The 15,901-nt window shown below is 69.8% G+C and carries 13 protein-coding genes and 1 riboswitch; of the genes, 9 read left to right on the forward strand and 4 right to left on the reverse strand.

What is annotated here, in order from left to right; translation table 11 throughout:
- Positions 1 to 12: 12 nt before the first annotated feature.
- On the forward strand, positions 13 to 1,122 hold the full coding sequence (locus tag ACJH6I_RS27895) for an acyltransferase family protein (RefSeq protein WP_406784936.1): 1,110 nt from the start codon (positions 13 to 15) through the stop codon (positions 1,120 to 1,122).
- On the opposite strand, the gene ACJH6I_RS27900 is transcribed toward ACJH6I_RS27895, so the two are convergent.
- Entirely contained in the window at positions 1,088 to 5,332 is a 4,245-nt protein-coding gene (locus tag ACJH6I_RS27900) for an alpha-(1->3)-arabinofuranosyltransferase (protein ID WP_406784937.1), read from the reverse strand. The two genes, ACJH6I_RS27895 and ACJH6I_RS27900, sit on opposite strands and share 35 nt — an antisense overlap.
- On the reverse strand, positions 5,283 to 5,456 hold the full coding sequence (locus ACJH6I_RS27905) for a DUF2613 domain-containing protein (protein WP_020103457.1): 174 nt from the start codon (positions 5,454 to 5,456) through the stop codon (positions 5,283 to 5,285). Before ACJH6I_RS27905 ends, ACJH6I_RS27900 begins: the two co-directional genes overlap by 50 nt.
- A 99-nt stretch (positions 5,457 to 5,555) precedes the next feature.
- Between ACJH6I_RS27905 and ACJH6I_RS27910 the strand changes: the two genes are divergently transcribed.
- From ACJH6I_RS27910 to ACJH6I_RS27930, 5 genes are all read left to right on the forward strand, one after another.
- Complete coding sequence (locus ACJH6I_RS27910; protein ID WP_406784927.1) at positions 5,556 to 6,743, forward strand: glycoside hydrolase family 3 N-terminal domain-containing protein; 1,188 nt, start codon at positions 5,556 to 5,558, stop codon at positions 6,741 to 6,743.
- 25 nt (positions 6,744 to 6,768) lie between these two features.
- Positions 6,769 to 7,368, forward strand: a complete 600-nt coding sequence (locus ACJH6I_RS27915; protein WP_020103459.1) for a TetR/AcrR family transcriptional regulator — start codon at positions 6,769 to 6,771, stop codon at positions 7,366 to 7,368.
- A gap of 136 nt (positions 7,369 to 7,504) precedes the next feature.
- Positions 7,505 to 7,691, forward strand: a riboswitch (cobalamin riboswitch).
- A 67-nt stretch (positions 7,692 to 7,758) separates the two neighbouring features.
- Entirely contained in the window at positions 7,759 to 8,766 is a 1,008-nt protein-coding gene (locus tag ACJH6I_RS27920; protein ID WP_212807975.1) for an ABC transporter substrate-binding protein, read from the forward strand.
- Between the two features lie 20 nt (positions 8,767 to 8,786).
- Positions 8,787 to 9,776, forward strand: coding sequence for a FecCD family ABC transporter permease (locus tag ACJH6I_RS27925; RefSeq protein WP_406784938.1), 990 nt, complete (start codon positions 8,787 to 8,789; stop codon positions 9,774 to 9,776).
- Complete coding sequence (locus ACJH6I_RS27930; RefSeq protein WP_406784928.1) at positions 9,773 to 10,540, forward strand: ABC transporter ATP-binding protein; 768 nt, start codon at positions 9,773 to 9,775, stop codon at positions 10,538 to 10,540. Before ACJH6I_RS27925 ends, ACJH6I_RS27930 begins: the two co-directional genes overlap by 4 nt.
- A gap of 91 nt (positions 10,541 to 10,631) precedes the next feature.
- Here ACJH6I_RS27930 and ACJH6I_RS27935 read toward each other — a convergent pair whose 3' ends face one another.
- Positions 10,632 to 11,474 carry a MaoC/PaaZ C-terminal domain-containing protein gene (locus tag ACJH6I_RS27935; protein WP_135357725.1) on the reverse strand — a complete coding sequence of 281 codons (843 nt, stop codon included), beginning with the start codon at positions 11,472 to 11,474 and terminating at the stop codon, positions 10,632 to 10,634.
- A gap of 1 nt (position 11,475) precedes the next feature.
- Positions 11,476 to 12,825, reverse strand: a complete 1,350-nt coding sequence (locus tag ACJH6I_RS27940) for a 3-oxoacyl-ACP reductase (RefSeq protein WP_406784929.1) — start codon at positions 12,823 to 12,825, stop codon at positions 11,476 to 11,478.
- Between the two features lie 147 nt (positions 12,826 to 12,972).
- Between ACJH6I_RS27940 and ACJH6I_RS27945 the strand changes: the two genes are divergently transcribed.
- The 3 genes from ACJH6I_RS27945 (at position 12,973) to ACJH6I_RS27955 (ending at position 15,901) form a co-directional block, all read left to right on the forward strand.
- Positions 12,973 to 14,274: an acetyl-CoA C-acetyltransferase gene (locus ACJH6I_RS27945; RefSeq protein WP_212807980.1), complete on the forward strand. Its 1,302-nt coding sequence runs from the start codon at positions 12,973 to 12,975 to the stop codon at positions 14,272 to 14,274.
- Between the two features lie 269 nt (positions 14,275 to 14,543).
- Positions 14,544 to 15,416: an SDR family oxidoreductase gene (locus ACJH6I_RS27950; protein ID WP_212807981.1), complete on the forward strand. Its 873-nt coding sequence runs from the start codon at positions 14,544 to 14,546 to the stop codon at positions 15,414 to 15,416.
- A gap of 8 nt (positions 15,417 to 15,424) precedes the next feature.
- The gene (locus tag ACJH6I_RS27955) at positions 15,425 to 15,901 is read left to right on the forward strand and encodes a MerR family transcriptional regulator (RefSeq protein ID WP_212807982.1); all 477 of its coding nucleotides are present in this window, start codon (positions 15,425 to 15,427) and stop codon (positions 15,899 to 15,901) included.

Raw genomic sequence — 15,901 nt, forward strand, 5'->3', positions numbered from 1 at the left:
GCTGTCGAGGGCATGCGTGCCTGTGCCGCCATGGGAGTCGTCCTCACGCACGTGGCGTTCCAGACCGCCAACAGCAGCGGCTGGTACGGCCGGTTGTTCACCCGTTTCGATCTGGCGGTGGCGGTGTTCTTCGCGCTGTCGGGCTTCCTGCTGTGGCGCGGCCACGCCGCGGCCGCGCGTGGTCTGCGGCATCGGCCGCCGACGGGTCACTACCTGCGCTCGCGCATCGTCCGCATCATGCCGGGCTACCTGGTCGCGGTCGTGGTGATCCTGGCGCTGCTGCCCGACGCCCACGCAGACCTCACGGTGTGGCTCGCCAATCTCACACTCACCCAGGTCTATGTACCTCTGACGCTGACGGCCGGGCTCACCCAGATGTGGAGCCTGGCCGTCGAGGTCAGCTTCTATCTGGTCCTGCCGCTGCTGGCACTGCTGGCGCGCCGGCTGCCGGTGGACTGGCGCGTGCCCGCGATCGCGGCGCTGGCGGTGGCCAGCTTCGCGTGGCCCGCGCTGCCGTGGCACCTGCCCTTCGGCGTCAACCAGATGAACTGGCTGCCGGCGTTGTTCTCGTGGTTCGCCGCCGGCATGCTGCTGGCCGAGCTGACGGTCATGCCCGTCGGGCGCATGCATCAGCTGGCCCGCCGCCGCTGGGTGATGGCGGCCATCGCCGGGGTGGCGTTCGTCATCGCCGCGACGCCGCTGGCCGGCAACATCGGACTCGCACCGGGCGCCGTCAGCCAGGTCGTGGTCAAGACGGCGATGGGCGCCGTGGTCGCCGGGGCACTGCTGGCGCCGCTGGTGCTGGACGCACCGGGAACGCCGCACCGCATCCTCGGCAGCACCACGATGGTGACGCTCGGCCGCTGGTCCTACGGTCTGTTCATCTGGCACCTGGCGGCGCTGGCCATGGTGTTCCCGGTGATCGGTGAGTTCCCGTTCAACGGCCACATGCCGATCGTGCTGATCCTGACCTGGGTTTTCGGTTTCGCGATCGCCGCCGTGAGCTACGGGTTGATCGAGTCGCCCTGCCGCGAGCTGCTGCGCCGCTGGGAATCCCGGCACGCCCCGTCGCCGCGCGACAGCGCGATCACCGACGTTCCGGAGCCCGCCGCGGTCGGATAGGCGCATCCCACAACGACGCCGCCAGCGCGGCCACCGAGACCAGCGCCAGGAACTGCACCCACGGCGAATGCCCGACGTAGCCGTCCACCGACCGCCACGGGTACGCGCTGAGCACCGCGCCCGCGCCGATGAGGCCACTCGCCGAGGCGATGACGGTCCAGCCGTCCAGCCACCGCTCCCGCGACCGCAACAGGAACCGGATGCCGATGGCCGCCGCGACGGTCGCCAGACCCGCGAATCCGGCCACCAGGACACCGAACCCGGCGAGGGCCACACCAACGAGCGCGGGACCCGGCTGCCAGGTCGGCGTCGGCTCGTCGTCGACGCGGCGCCGCATCGGTAGCAGCGCCAAGAGCGCCAGCAGCGGAAGCAGCGCCAGCCCGCCGAACAGCCCGATCCGGTACGGGGTGTTCAGCGCGAACGTCAGCGTGACGACGCCCGCGGTACCTGCCGGCAGCACCCAGCCCTGCTGCCAGCCGTTGATCGTCACCGGCGTCAGGATGGCGCCGTTGGCGGTATGGGCCGTCCAGCCGGGATTGACGCTCTCGGGCACGACGAGCACCCGCTGCACCGGAGACGGCGTCACGTCCACCTCGCGGTGATCGGAGGTCCATTTCTTCAGCTGCGCGGGAGTCGCCCCGGCACTGTGGATGTGGGCGGCGAGCGGGCCGGTCAGACGGGCGCCGACGACGGTGAAGAACGGGCCGGGGCTGATCAGCAGCTCCTGTTTCCCGGCCGGCAGTTGCAGCGGCGCGGATTGGCACGGCTGGGCCGCGATGGGCTTGCCGTCGAGCAGCGCGCCGACCGTGGTGTGCACCGAGGTCTGCAGGAACTGGCCGGCGATCGCGACGATCGGCCCGCGGCCGCACGGCAGCGTGATGGCACGGCGGCGGTTGGCGGCGGCGTCGGCGGCGGCGATCGGTGCGCCGTGGTCGTCGAGGGCGGTGACCTCGGCCAGGCCGGGCGGCTTCACCTGGTCGAATCCCAGGGACGTGCGGTCGATCAGGTCGTGCCAGTCGAGGATCGACAGCTTGATGGTGTCGGTTTTCGCGGGGTTGAGCTTGATGGTCTGCGGCCCGTCGCCGATCCGTCGGACCTGCGGTCCGTTGCCCAGGTCGACGGCGACGACGGTCGGATGCGCCGGCAGCTCGGAGGCGCTGGGGACCAGTCGCAGGGCGCTGACGGTCGTCGGCGCCGGCAGGTGCACGGTCAGGTTGGCGCCGTTACGGAACTGGACGATGCCTTGCGGGGCCACCCACGCGGTGCGCGGGTCGCCGTCGGTGGCGGCGTAGGCCGATCCGGCGACGTCGATGACGTCCGAGTCGCCCGACGCGCGGGTGGTGCCCGGCTGGCCGACCAGGTCGGCCAGGTGCGGCCCCTGCCGGGCCTGCACCCAGATCGTGGGGACGACGGCCATCGGCGCCGGCACGGTGAGCGTGCGGCTCATGTTGACGGGCTCTTCGGGCGACTGCGCCATGGTGGCGGCGCACCGGACCCCGTTCGGGCCCTCGGCGCAACCGGGCCGGCCCAGCTGATCGTTGCCCAAATCCCATTGTGCGACAGCCGATCCCGCAGGCGGGCCGGGCACGTCGACGGTGTGCCGCAGGCTCACGGCGTGGGCGAAGCCGGAGGCGTCGTACTGCGTCACGGAGAAATCGGTGATGCCGAACTGCACGCCGGGGGAGCCGTCGTCGGTGCCGGTCGCGGTGAACCGCACCCACGACGTCTCGCCGTAGGGCAGCGCCGCGGTCAATGGCTTGCCGGGCTGGTCGAAGCGAATTGTGCTGGTGCCGTTGGCCGTTGCCACTTCGATGCGGCGTACCTGGGCGCCGACCGCGGTGGCGCTCGGCGTCAGGGTGATGGTCGCGTTGGTGACCGGGTGGTCGAAGTCGACCTGAAGCCATTGCCCCACAGCGGTTTGCAGCGAGCTCGACACCCAGCTGGTCGAGGTGTCGCCGTCGATCGCGGCAGCCGGCCCGGCCGCCGTCGCCACGTTGGGCAGCGCGGTGGAATCGGACGACGAGCTCGACGTGGTGATCCGTCCGCCCGGCCACTGGCCGTATGCGGTCGTGGCGCCCGGACTCGGGTAGTCCATGACGCGGTTGAAGGTGCGGCGCGGATCGTCGGGCGCCCGGACCGCCGACGAGTGGTCGTCGACGCGGCCGTAGTCGGTTTCGCGGGCCAGCGGGGTGTCGGTGACGGTGACCTCGGGCACCGGGAGTCCGGCGCGCTGCGCGTCCTGCGTCAAGATCATGGGGCCCAAGGGGTTTCGGCCCATCAGGCGACGGCGCTCGTCGATGCGCAGCAGTGATTCGGGGCCGCCGTCGATGCGGGGCATGGTGTCGGTGTCGGCGAGGTAGGGCTGTGTGGTGGCGGCACCCGTCACCTTGTAGATCTCGACGGCGGGGTAGCGCGGCCGCAGGCCACTGTCCGAGACGAAGCCGTCCAGCGTGCCGGGGCCGACCGGATCACCGAACTGGGCCACCCGCGTCAGGCCGGGGGAACCCTCGATGGCCCGGTGCACCAGCAGCGGCCGCGCCGAGCGCGAGTTGTCGGGGTCCAGGTCGTTGCGGACCACGACGAACGAAATGCCTTGGCGGGCCAGGGTGTCGGCCAATCCGGCGGACGGCCGCCCGGTCGCGAACAGGCGTTGGACGGAGTCCAGGGCGCGGATCGTTTCGGGCGGTGTCAGCGGAATCGAGTCGCGCACGCCCCACGCGCCGCGCTCCAGGACCTGCAGCGGTTCGTCGTGCGTGTTTCCCCAGACCTGGTTGGCGAACGGCGCGCCCGGCGCGACGAGCACGCGGCCCGGCGTCTCGGCGTTGTGCGCGTCGAGCCAGTCCGCGGTCTGGTGCCAGTACTGCGGAATGGCGCGGTAGGCACCCGGTGCGGCGAGCCGACCCGTCCATGCCAGTGACGTGCCGGCGGCCAGCGCCGTCAGCAGCACTACGGCGACGGCCATCCGCTTGTCCCGCTCGAGGTGCGCGAACGCCTGGATCCATTCGCGACGCGGCGCGCTGCCGGGCAGTGGAATGCGGCCGAGCACGTGGGCCAAGCCCAGGGTCAACGGCAGCCGCAGCACGGGCTCGAGCTTGTGGACGTTGCGCAGCGGGGTGCCGGCAGCGTCCAGGAACATCTGCACCTGGTGCGCGATCGGCGAGCCCAGGCCACCGGAGTAGGCGACCGCGAGCAGCAGCAGACCGAACAGCAGCATCGAGATGAGGCGGCCCCGGGCCGGCATGCTGCGCATGGCCAGGCCCGCCATGCCGCCGGCGGCGACCAGCGTCGTGGCGAGCACCGCCACCGAACCGGTCACCAGCGACGAACCGGCCGTCGCGTTGGTCGCGACGAATGCCGTCCAGCCGTAGGTGCCGCGCAGCACCTCGGTGAGTGACAGCCACTGCGTCGTGACGCCCGACGATTCGATGAAGTCCAGGAACGGCGGGCTGATCCGGCCGAGCAGCAGCAGCGCCACGGCCCACCACAGGATCGCGAGCAGCGTGCAGCCGAACCACCACGCCGTGAAGCGCCACCAGCGGCGGTTGGGCCGGTGCGCGGCCCACCAGATGAGCGCGGCCAGGCAGCCGGTCAGCGTGGCGACGGCGTTGACGGCGCCCATCAGCGCGACGGCGACGGCCGAGCGCGCGGCCAGCTGCCGAACCCTCGGGTCCCCACGCAGCGCCAGGACCACCGGCAGCAGCACCCATGGCGCCAGCATCATGGGCAGCGTCTCGGAGGAGATGGCGCCCAGCGTCGTCAGCGCACGCGGGGACAGGGCGAACGCCACGGCGGCGAGCACGCGGGAGGACCGGCTGCCGATACCCAGGGCCTCGGCGACCCGGATGACTCCCCAGAACCCGACGACCAGCAGCAACGCCCACCACAGCCGCTGCGTCACCCAGCCGGGCAGGCCGATGAGGTCACCGGCGAGGAAGAACGTCCCGTGCGGGAACAGATAGCCGTAGGCCTGGTTCTGCGACTGGCCGAAGGGCAGGTCGCTGCTCCACAGATTCGCCGCCCGCGCCAGGAAACGCGCGGGGTTGGCGGTGAGATCGAGTTTGGTGTCGGGCGAGACCCGGCCCGGTGACTGGGCGAACGTCAGGACCAGTGCGACCGCGCTGACGACCCATAGGCAGCGCCGCGAGAGCGGCGCTACGGGATCAGCTGCGGTTGCCGTATTCGACCCGGTTGAGCACCGATGACGCTGGATCGCCCGATTGCAGCGTCGGCTTGGTGTCCTGCTCCAGCATCAGCGTGGTGCCGAAGACCGCTGCAGCGCCGAGCAACAGACCGACCACGATGCTGGCTCCGGCGGGCACGAGGAAGCGGTCCATGGCGCCCAAACTAGCATGACGACCTGCCTGGGCCCCGTTTCGGCGGCCGTCTCACGGGGTCCCGGGGGACCGCGACCGGAACCGTTAGGCTCGAAACCCATGTCCCTGACCCGAACCCTCGGCGCGCTGGCACTGGTGTCCGGATTGGTCGCCGGTTGCTCGTCGTCGTCCGACCGTCCGGCCGCGTCCAGTACGTCCAGCCAGGCCTCCAGCACCGCGTCGTCGAGCAAGCCGATGGACGCGCCCGCACCGACCGCGCCGCCGTGCGATCCGCACGCGCTGCTCAGCACGCTCACCTTGCGCCAGAAGCTGGCCCAGCTGCTCATGGTGGGCGTCAAGGGCGCCGCCGATGCGCGCGCCGCGGTGACGCAGCAACAGGTCGGCGGCATCTTCATCGGCAGCTGGACGGATCTGTCGATGCTGTCGGACGGTTCGATCCCGGCGCTGCAGGCCGCATCCGGCGCGCTGCCGCTGGCGGTCAGCATCGACGAGGAGGGCGGCCGGGTGTCCCGGCTGAAGAAGCTGATCGGCCCGCAGGAGTCGGCGCGCGTGCTGGCGGCGACCAAGACCCCGGCCGAGGTGCAGGCCATCGCCAAGGACCGCGGGCAGCAGATGAAGGACAAGTTCGGCATCACCGTCGACTTCGCGCCCGACGCCGACGTCACCGAAGAGGCCGACGACGAGGTCATCGGCGACCGCTCGTTCGGCGCGGACCCGCAGAAGGTGACCGAGTACGCCGGTGCGTACGCCGCGGGGCTGCGTGAGGCGGGGCTCGTCCCGGTGCTCAAGCACTTCCCGGGGCACGGGCACGGCTCGGGCGACTCGCACACGGGCGGGGTGAAGACGCCGCCGCTGGAGGCGCTCAAGGACAACGACCTGGTGCCGTACCGGACGCTGACGACGCAGCAGCCCGTCGCCGTGATGGTCGGCCACCTGCAGGTGCCGGGCCTGACGCAGGGCGACGACCCGGCCAGCCTGAGCAAGCCGGCCTACGACCTGCTGCGCAGCGGCGAGTACGGCGGCCCGCCGTTCGACGGCGTGGTGTTCACCGACGACCTGACCGGCATGGCCGCCATCACCCAGCACTTCGGCGTGGCCGACGCGGCGCTCAAGGCGCTGCAGGCCGGCGCGGACGTCGCGCTGTGGATCACCACCGACGGCATCCCGGACGTGCTCGACAAGCTGGAGGCGGCGGTGAAGGCCGGGCAGCTGGACCAGGCGCAGGTCGACAAGTCGGTGCTGCGCGTCGCGGGCATGAAGGGGCCGGGCGCGAAATGCGTGAAGTAGGCCGCTCGTTGCATACCCTGATCTGATGGCAGGTGGAACCAAGCGGCTGCCGCGGGCCGTCCGCGAACAGCAGATGCTCGACGCCGCCGTGCAGATGTTCTCGGTGAACGGCTATCACGAGACCTCGATGGACGCGATCGCCGCGCAGGCCGAGATCTCCAAGCCGATGCTGTACCTCTACTACGGCTCCAAGGAAGAGCTGTTCGCAGCCTGCCTGGACCGGGAGCTGACGCGCTTCGTCGACACCGTCCGTGCGGACATCAACTTCGCGCAGAGCCCGCGCGACCTGCTGCGCAACGCCGTGCTGTCGTTCATGACGTACATCGACCGCAACCGGGCGTCGTGGATCGTGCTCTACACGCAGGCCACCAGCTCGCAGGCGTTCGCCCACACCGTGCGTGAGGGTCGCGAGAAGATCATCGACCTGGTGGCGCGGCTGCTCAGCGCGGGTACCCGAAACCCGGAGCCGGACAGTGACTTCGAGATGATGGCCGTGGCCCTGGTGGGTGCGGGTGAGGCCATCGCGTCCCGTGTCAGCGCGGGCGACACGGACGTCAACGACGCCACCGAGCTGATGATCAACCTCTTCTGGCGTGGCCTGAAGGGCAAGCGCGCCGAGTCGTAGGTTTCTCGCGCTCCCGCGGCGCCGCGACGGTGCACACAGATCGCCCTCCCAGCGATTCTGGCGGTCTGGTCGCACATTCGCGGACCGTCGGCGCGTCCGGGGCTCTCACGCCGGCGCGGCCCCGCCGCGGCGCTGGTATGGTCCGATTCGAGCCAGTCGAACCCAACGCGGTTGGGTCAGGGAATCCGGTGCGAAACCGGAACTGACGCGCAGCGGTAAGGAGGACAGGCGGAGCAACGGCCACTGGCCCCACGCGGGCTGGGAAGGCGCTCCGGCCTGGATGATCCCGAGTCCGAAGACCTGCTGGCTCGGGCTCTCGCGGCCTGGCGGCGCGAGGACCCGCCCACGCATGGACTCCGCGACCCGAGTCCCGGATCGGAAGGCGCCGCCGTGTCTCTACGTACCATTGTGCTTGTCGCACTGGTCGTTTCGCTCGTCTGCTCATGTGGCGGACCGCGGGCGACCGGAACTGTCAACGCCGCAGCCGCCGGCTATCCCGTCACGCTGGAGAACTGCGGACGTACGGTGACGGTGAAATCGCCGCCGCAGCGCGCGGTTTCGATCAATCAGCCGGCCAGCGAGCTGCTCCTGGCCCTCGGGCTCGCCGACCGGATGGCCGGTACCTCGTCCTGGAGCGACGACGTCCGGCCGGACCTTGCCGCCGACAACGCCAAAGTGCCTGTGCTGAGCCGCGATTTCCCGTCATTCGAGCGGGTGCTGAAAGAGAAACCCGACTTCGTGTACGCGACGTTCGACTGGTCGTTCACCGATCAGGGTGTCGCCCCGCGCGATCGGTTCGAGCGGCTGGGAGTGCCGACCTACCAGTCCTCCAGCGAGTGCGGCGGTCAGGACGCGGCGCAACAACGCGCGCTGACGCTCGACGACATGTACGCCGAAATCGGTGATGTTGCCAAGGTTTTCGGTGTTGCCGAGCGTGGTGACAAGCTGGTGTCGACGCTGCGGGCGCGCATGGCGACCGCGACGAGCGGCCTCGAGGCCGGCGATACCTCCCTGATGTGGTGGTACGCCGGTACCAGAACGCCGTACATCGCGGGTTGCTGCGGAGCGCCGGGCATCATCACCACGGCGGTGGGGGCGCGCAACGTGTTCGCCGACAACCGGCAGCTGTGGCCGGAGATCTCGTGGGAAGCGATCCTGCAGCGCGATCCGGACGTGCTGGTGCTCGCTGATCTCACCCGCGGCAAGGATGGCGACAGCGTCGCCGACAAGATCAAGTTCCTCGAAACCGACCCGGCAGCAAGCAAGTTGAAGGCCGTGCGGCAGAAGCGGTGGATTGTCTTGCCGGCCAGCGCGATGGATCCGTCGCTGCGCAACGTCGACGCTGTCGAGACCGTCGCGTCCGGGCTGCGTTCATTCGGGCTGGGCGGGAAGTCCTGACGGCCGTGCGTACGGCTGCTATGACGACGTTCGGCCTGGTGGTCCTGGCGCTGTCGATCGCGGCGGCCATGATCATCGGGCCGGCCGACCTCGGCTTCGTCGACGTGTATGCCGTCGTCGCGCAACATGTTTGGGGCCGCCCGGCGGATGTCGCGCCGATCGACGACGGCATCGTCTGGGAGCTGCGGCTGCCACGCGCGCTGTTGGCCGCGATCTGTGGTGCGGGCCTGGGCATCTGCGGCGCGATCCTGCAGTCGCTGATGCGCAATCCGCTGGCCGACCCGTTCATGCTGGGCATCTCGTCCGGCGCGTCGACGGGAGCGGTGCTTGTCGTGGTGACGGGTATCGGCGGTGCGCTGACGCTGTCGGGTGGTGCGTTCGTCGGCGCGGTGATCGCATTCGTTCTGGTCCTGGCTCTCGCCGCGGTGTCCGGCGGCGGGCAGGACCGCGTGCTGCTGGCCGGGGTCGCTGGTACCCAGCTCTTTTCGGCGGCCACGGCAATGGTGGTGTTCTCGTCGGCCGACGCGCAACAGACGCGCGGGTTGCTGTTCTGGTTGCTCGGCTCGCTGGCGGGGGCCGGCTGGTCTCAGGTGGCGCTGTGCGGTGCCGTGTGCGCGGCCTGCCTGGCGATCTGCTGGCTGCAGTCAGATGCCTTGGACGCGTTCGCCTTCGGTCGTGATGCGGCTGCCGCGTTGGGTGTCTCGGTGCGGCGCGTCCGCGCCGTCTTGTTGGCGACGACGGCGCTCCTGACCGCCGTGCTGGTGAGTGCCGCCGGCGCAATCGGATTCGTCGGGCTGGTGTTGCCGCACGCGGCGCGCATGATCGTCGGGCCGTCGCACCGACGGCTGCTACCGGTCACGGCGGTCGCCGGCGCGATCTTCCTGGTGTGGGTAGACGCGGCGGCCCGCACGGTGTTCGCGCCGCAGGAATTGCCGGTCGGCGTGGTGACCGCGCTCGTCGGTGTGCCGATCTTCATGTGGATTCTCGCTCGGCGCAGGAGGATTCGATGACGGGCGCGCTCACCGCGGAGTCCGTCAGCTGGACGGCCGGCGGGCGGCTCGTCATCGACGGGGTGTCGCTGGCCGTGGCGGACGGCGAGACGCTGGGGCTGCTCGGGCCCAACGGCGCCGGCAAGTCGTCGCTGTTGCGCCTGCTCGCCGGATTGCGGCAGCCCGACGCCGGCGCCGTGCTGCTCGACGGCCGACGGCTCGCCGATCTTCGTCGTCGTGCGGTGGCGCAACGCGTCGCGGTGGTCGAACAGCAGGTCAGCACCGAGCTGGACCTGACCGTCGAACAGATCGTGCGCCTGAGCCGAATTCCGCACCGTGGCATCTGGTCTGGCGACACCGCGGCCGACGACCACGCCGTCGAGCGTGCCCTGGCGCAGACCGAGACGACGGCCATGCGCGACCGGGATTGGCGCACGCTGTCCGGTGGTGAGCAGCAGCGGGTACAGATCGCCCGGGCGCTCGCCCAGGAGCCCCGCGAACTGCTGCTCGACGAACCCACCAATCACCTCGACATCCGGCACCAGTTCGAGCTGTTGGCACTCATCCGCGCGCTGCCCGTGACAGCGGTGGTGACGCTGCACGACCTGACGCTGGCGGCACTGTTCTGCGACCGGCTCGTCGTGCTCGACAATGGGCGGGTCGTCGCGGCCGGGACCCCCGCCGAAGTTCTCACTGCGGAACTGATTTCGTCGGTCTACGGCGTCGCGGCGCGGGTCACGGTCGATGACACCGGCCGCCCGTCGATCCAGCTGCTCCCGCCCTAATCCGCGAGCAGACGCAAAACTGTCGCTTTCCCGAGGAAAACGACAGTTTTGCGTCTGCTCGCGAGGGAGAGGTGACCCCAGCGGGGATCAGTTACAGCTCGGTGACCGTCGCCGTCAGGTGCGGGTAGCCCTTCGAGAGATTGCGCAGTGCCAGCTCCCAGCCGCCGTCGATGGGTTCGACGTACAGTCCCACCTTGGCCGGCAGCAGCACGGGCTTGCCGAACTTCACGGAGTACTTCACCGCATCCGGCAGCTGACCCTCGATGTTGGCCAGTACCGCTGCGGCGCTGAACATTCCGTGCGCAATCGCGGTCGGGAAGCCGAACAGCTTGGCGCCGATCGAGCTCGTGTGGATCGGGTTGTGGTCGCCGCCGACATCGGCGTAGTGCCGAATCTGACCCGGCGTGATGCTGATGACCGCGTTGGGCGGCGGCAGCTTCGGCTGCTTGACCGGCTCCGGCTTCGGCTCACCCGACAGGCTGGTCCGCTGCTGGTGCAGGAACGTGGTGATCTGGTTCCACACCAGGTCATTGCCGACCTTGACGTCCGTGATGATGTCGACGAGCAGGCCCTTGCGGTGCTCGCGCAGGTTCTCCGCGCGGACCGCCACGTCGAGTTCGTCGGTCACCTTGATCGGCCGGTACTGCGTGATGTGGTTCTCGATGTGCACCGAACCCATTGCGGCGAAAGGGAAATCGAAGCCGGTGACCAACGACATCATGGTCGGGAAGGTCAGCGCGAACGGGTAGGTCAACGGCACGGTGTCGCCGAACCGCAGCCCGGTCACCGCGGCGTACTCGGCGACGTTCTTCGGGTCGATCGTCAGGCCCGACACCGTGACGGTGCGGGCAGGCAGGGTGGAGCCCCGCGACACGAACGGCAGCGCACCCGCCACCGCCCGCGCCATGTTCACAAGACCGTTGGGCTGCGACATCTCAGGCTCCCAACAGGGCCTGGCCGCAAACCCGAATCGTGTTGCCGGTGACGGCATTCGAGGCGGGGCTGGCGAAGTAGGCGATCAGCTCGGCGACGTCGACCGGCAGGCCGCCCTGGAACAGCGAGTTGAGGCGACGACCCACCTCGCGGGTGGCCAGCGGAATGGCGTCGGTCATCTTGGTCTCGATGAATCCCGGCGCGACGGCGTTGATGGTGACGCCCTTCTCGCCGAACACCTCTGCGTACGCGTCGGTCATGCCGATCATGCCGGCCTTGGTGGCGGCGTAGTTGGTCTGGCCGCGGTTACCGGCGATACCGGCCATCGACGACAGGCCCACGATGCGACCACCCTCACCGATGGTGCCGTTCTCGACCAGCCCCTGCGCAAGACGTTGCGGCGCAAGCAGGTTCACGGCGATCACCGAGTCCCAGCGGGCGTCGTCCATGTTGGCGAGCAGCTTGTCGCGCGTGATGCCGGCGTTGTTGACCAGTACGTCGGCCTTGCCGCCGTGGTGCTCGGTCAGGTGCGCGACGATCTGTGCGACGGCGTCGTCGGCCGTCACGTCCAGGGCCAGCGCGGTGCCACCGACGGCGGGGGCGGTCTCGGCGAGTGCGTCGGCGGCCTGCGGGACGTCGATGGCGACGACGGACGCACCGTCGCGCGCGAACACGCGGGCGATCTCGGCGCCGATGCCGCGGGCGGCACCGGTCACGAGCGCGACCTTGCCGGCCAGCGGCTTGTCCCAGTCGGCGGGGGCGACGGAGTCGGCGGCACCGACGTAGAACACCTGGCCGTCGACGTACGCCGACTTACCCGAGAGCAGGAAGCGGACGGTCGACTCGATGCCCGACGCGGCGGGCGACGCCGCGGAAGACAGGTAGACCAGGCCGATGGTGGCGCCGCGCTGCAGCTCCTTGCCGAGCGAGCGGGTGAAGCCTTCGAGGGCACGCTGGGCGATGCGCTCATCGATGCTGTCGGTCTCGTCGGGCGTGGTGCCGACGACGACGACGCGGCTGTTGGCGGCGAGGTTGCGCAGCACGGGGGTGAAGAACTGGTGGAGCTGCTTGAGCTGCTCGGGCTTGGTGATGCCGGTGGCGTCGAACAGCAGGCCACCGAACGAGTCGGCCCAGCGGCCGCCGACGTTGTTGCCCACGAGGTCGTAGTCGTCGGCGAGGGCCGCGCGCAGCGGCTCGGCCACGCGGCCTTCGCCACCGATCAGGAGGGGGCCGGCCAGCGGGGGCTCGCCGGCCTTGTAGCGGCGCAGCGGCTGGGGCTGGGGTACGCCGAGCTGCTTGGCCAGGAACGAACCGGGACCGGAGGTGAGGACTTGGGAGAGGACGTCAGCCATTGCGGACCTTTCTGCGGACGTATGTCGTATAGACGGAACCGTCTTGTCAGAGACGAACTTACTCCAGAGTAAGAACGGTGGGTAATATAGGCGTCAAGCAACATCTTGCCTCAGTCATCCAACGTCAAACCGAACTGGAGAAAAACCGTGGCCGAGACCAACAGCCGCCGCCGCGTGGCAGTCCTGGGTGGTAACCGCATTCCCTTCGCGCGATCCGATGGCGCGTACGCAAACGCCTCCAACCAGGACATGTTCACCGCGGCTCTGGACGGTCTGATCGACCGCTTCAACCTCAAGGGCGAGAAGCTCGACATGGTGATCGGCGGCGCCGTCCTCAAGCACAGCCGTGATTTCAATCTCATGCGTGAATGTGTGCTGGGCACCTCGCTGTCGCCGTACACGCCGGCCTTCGACCTGCAGCAGGCCTGTGGCACCGGTCTGCAGTCGGCCATCGCGGCCGCTGACGGCATTGCTGCCGGCCGCTACCAGGTGGCCGCGGCCGGTGGCGTCGACACCGCGTCGGACGCGCCCATCGCCCTCGGCAACGACCTGCGCCGCGTGCTGCTGAGCCTGCGCCGTGCCAAGTCGAACGTCGACCGGCTGAAGCTCGTCGGCAAGCTGCCCGCCGCCCTCGGCGTGGACATCCCGGTCAACAGCGAGGCCCGCACCGGCCTGTCGATGGGCGAGCACGCCGCCCAGACCGCCAAGGAGATGGGCGTCAAGCGCACCGACCAGGACGCCCTGGCCGCCGCCAGCCACCAGAACATGGCCGCCGCCTACGACCGCGGCTTCTTCGACGACCTGGTCAGCCCGTTCCTGGGCCTGTACCGCGACAACAACCTGCGGGCCGACTCGTCGACCGAGAAGCTCGCCAAGCTCAAGCCGGTCTTCGGCGTGAAGCTGGGCGACGCCACCATGACCGCCGGCAACTCGACCCCGCTGACCGACGGCGCATCGGTGGCGCTGCTGTCGACCGACGAGTGGGCCGCCGAGCACGACATCCCGGTGCTGGCGTACTTCGTCGACTCCGAGACCGCCGCCGTCGACTACGTCAACGGACCCGACGGCCTGCTCATGGCCCCGACCTACGCCGTGCCGCGCCTGCTGGCCCGCAACGGCCTGACGCTGCAGGACTTCGACTTCTACGAGATCCACGAGGCCTTCGCCTCGGTCGTGCTGGCGACGCTGGCGGCCTGGGAGTCGCCCGAGTACTGCAAGGGCCGCCTGGGCCTGGACGCGCCCTTGGGCTCGATCGACCGGTCGAAGCTCAACGTCAACGGCTCGTCGCTGGCGGCCGGGCACCCGTTCGCCGCGACCGGCGGCCGCATCGTGGCCCAGCTGGCCAAGCAGCTCGCCGAGAAGAAGAAGGAGACCGGCAAGCCGGTGCGCGGCCTGATCTCCATCTGCGCCGCGGGTGGCCAGGGCGTCACGGCCATCCTGGAGGCCTGAGCCTCGAACGTGCGGGAAATGGCCGCTGGACCAGCGGTTTTGCGGCCATTTCCACCAATTTCTCCGGGCCTGTAACGCCCCGCGAAGCCGCAGCGATACCCATAGTGCCTCGTGTTTCCGTCTGACCCCCGACCTGACGGAGGCACGGGGCACTCTCGTTTTTCGTGGGATTTGTGCACGATTTTCCGCGCCGCCCGCGGATTTTCGTGCACAAATCCCTGGCGCACGGGCTTGCGTTCGAGCGCGCTCGAACTCCTAGCGTCAGCGCCATGACAACAGCTACGCCAGCACAGACCTGGGTCATCACCGGAGCCTCGAAGGGTCTCGGACGCGCACTGGCCGAGGCCGCGCTTGCCGGGGGCGATCAGGTCGTCGCCGCAGTCCGCAATCCCGACAGCGTGGCCGACCTGGGCACCGCCTACGGTGACCGCTTCACCGCCGTCGCCTTCGATGCCTGCGATACCAGCGAAGCCGCCACGCTCGTCCAGGCGGCAGTCGACCGTTACGGTGGCCTCGACGTCCTGGTGAACAACGCCGGGCGGGCCATCGTCGGCGCCGCCGAGGAAGTCACCGACGCGCAGCTGCGCGACCTGATGGACCTGCATCTGTTCGGTCCCGCCGCCCTGGTGCGCGCGGCATTACCGGTCATGCGGGCGCAGGGCAGCGGGACGATCGTCCAGATGAGCAGTCAGGGCGGCCGGATGTCGTTCCCCGGCGTCTCGACGTACTCGGCGTCGAAGTTCGCTCTGGAGGGCTGGTCGGAGGCCTTGGCCGGCGAGGTCGCGCCGTTCGGGATCCGGGTGATGCTGGTCGAGCCGAGCCGGTTCCGCACCGCCTTCAACGCGGCCGACGTGCTCGACTTCACCGACGCCTCGTCGACCTACCGGGACGTCCTGGCTGCGGTCCGCGCCGACATGGCCGGCGCGGACGGGAAGCAGGAAGGCGACCCCGCCGCGGCCGCGCAGATCATCGTCTCCCTGGTCCGCTCCGAGGACGTGCCGCTGCGGCTGCCGCTCGGTGCCGAGGCCGTCGAGCGGCTCTCGGCCACCTACCAACGCGGCCTGGACGAAGTCGGCCAGTGGGCCACGCTGGCCCGCAGCGCCGACTTCGCGGACAGCGCCGCCTCAGCGCGGCCGATCTAGGATCGAGTATGTCCTCCACCGACGAACTGATGAGCAGGGCACTTGCCGCACTCGGCGAGATGGACGGACCGATGTCCATCGAGGTCATCCACCGGCTCGCCGACACCGAGGGCCTCAGCGAGCCCATGACCATTGCCGAGGTCGCCGACCTGCTCGACGTCTCCGCACACACCCTGCGCTATTACGAACGTGCCGGCCTGGTCGAGGTCGACCGCGACAGCAGCGGCCACCGCATATACCCGCCCGAGGCGGTGCGCCGACTCGTCTTCCTGACCCGGATGCGCTTGTCGGGCATGGCCATTCGCGATCTGCAGCACTACATCGCGCTCGTGGACGGCGGAGAGCAGACGGTGCCCGAACGACTCGACATGCTGCTGGAACATCGCGACACCATCCGCCGTCAGATCCGCGAACTCACGCTTTCGCTGGCGGCCACCGAGTACAAGATCGCCACCTACGGTGGCACCACCGGCGACACCTGCTGA

The sequence above is a fragment of the Mycobacterium sp. SMC-13 genome (assembly GCF_045311035.1).
GTDB lineage: Bacteria > Actinomycetota > Actinomycetes > Mycobacteriales > Mycobacteriaceae > Mycobacterium.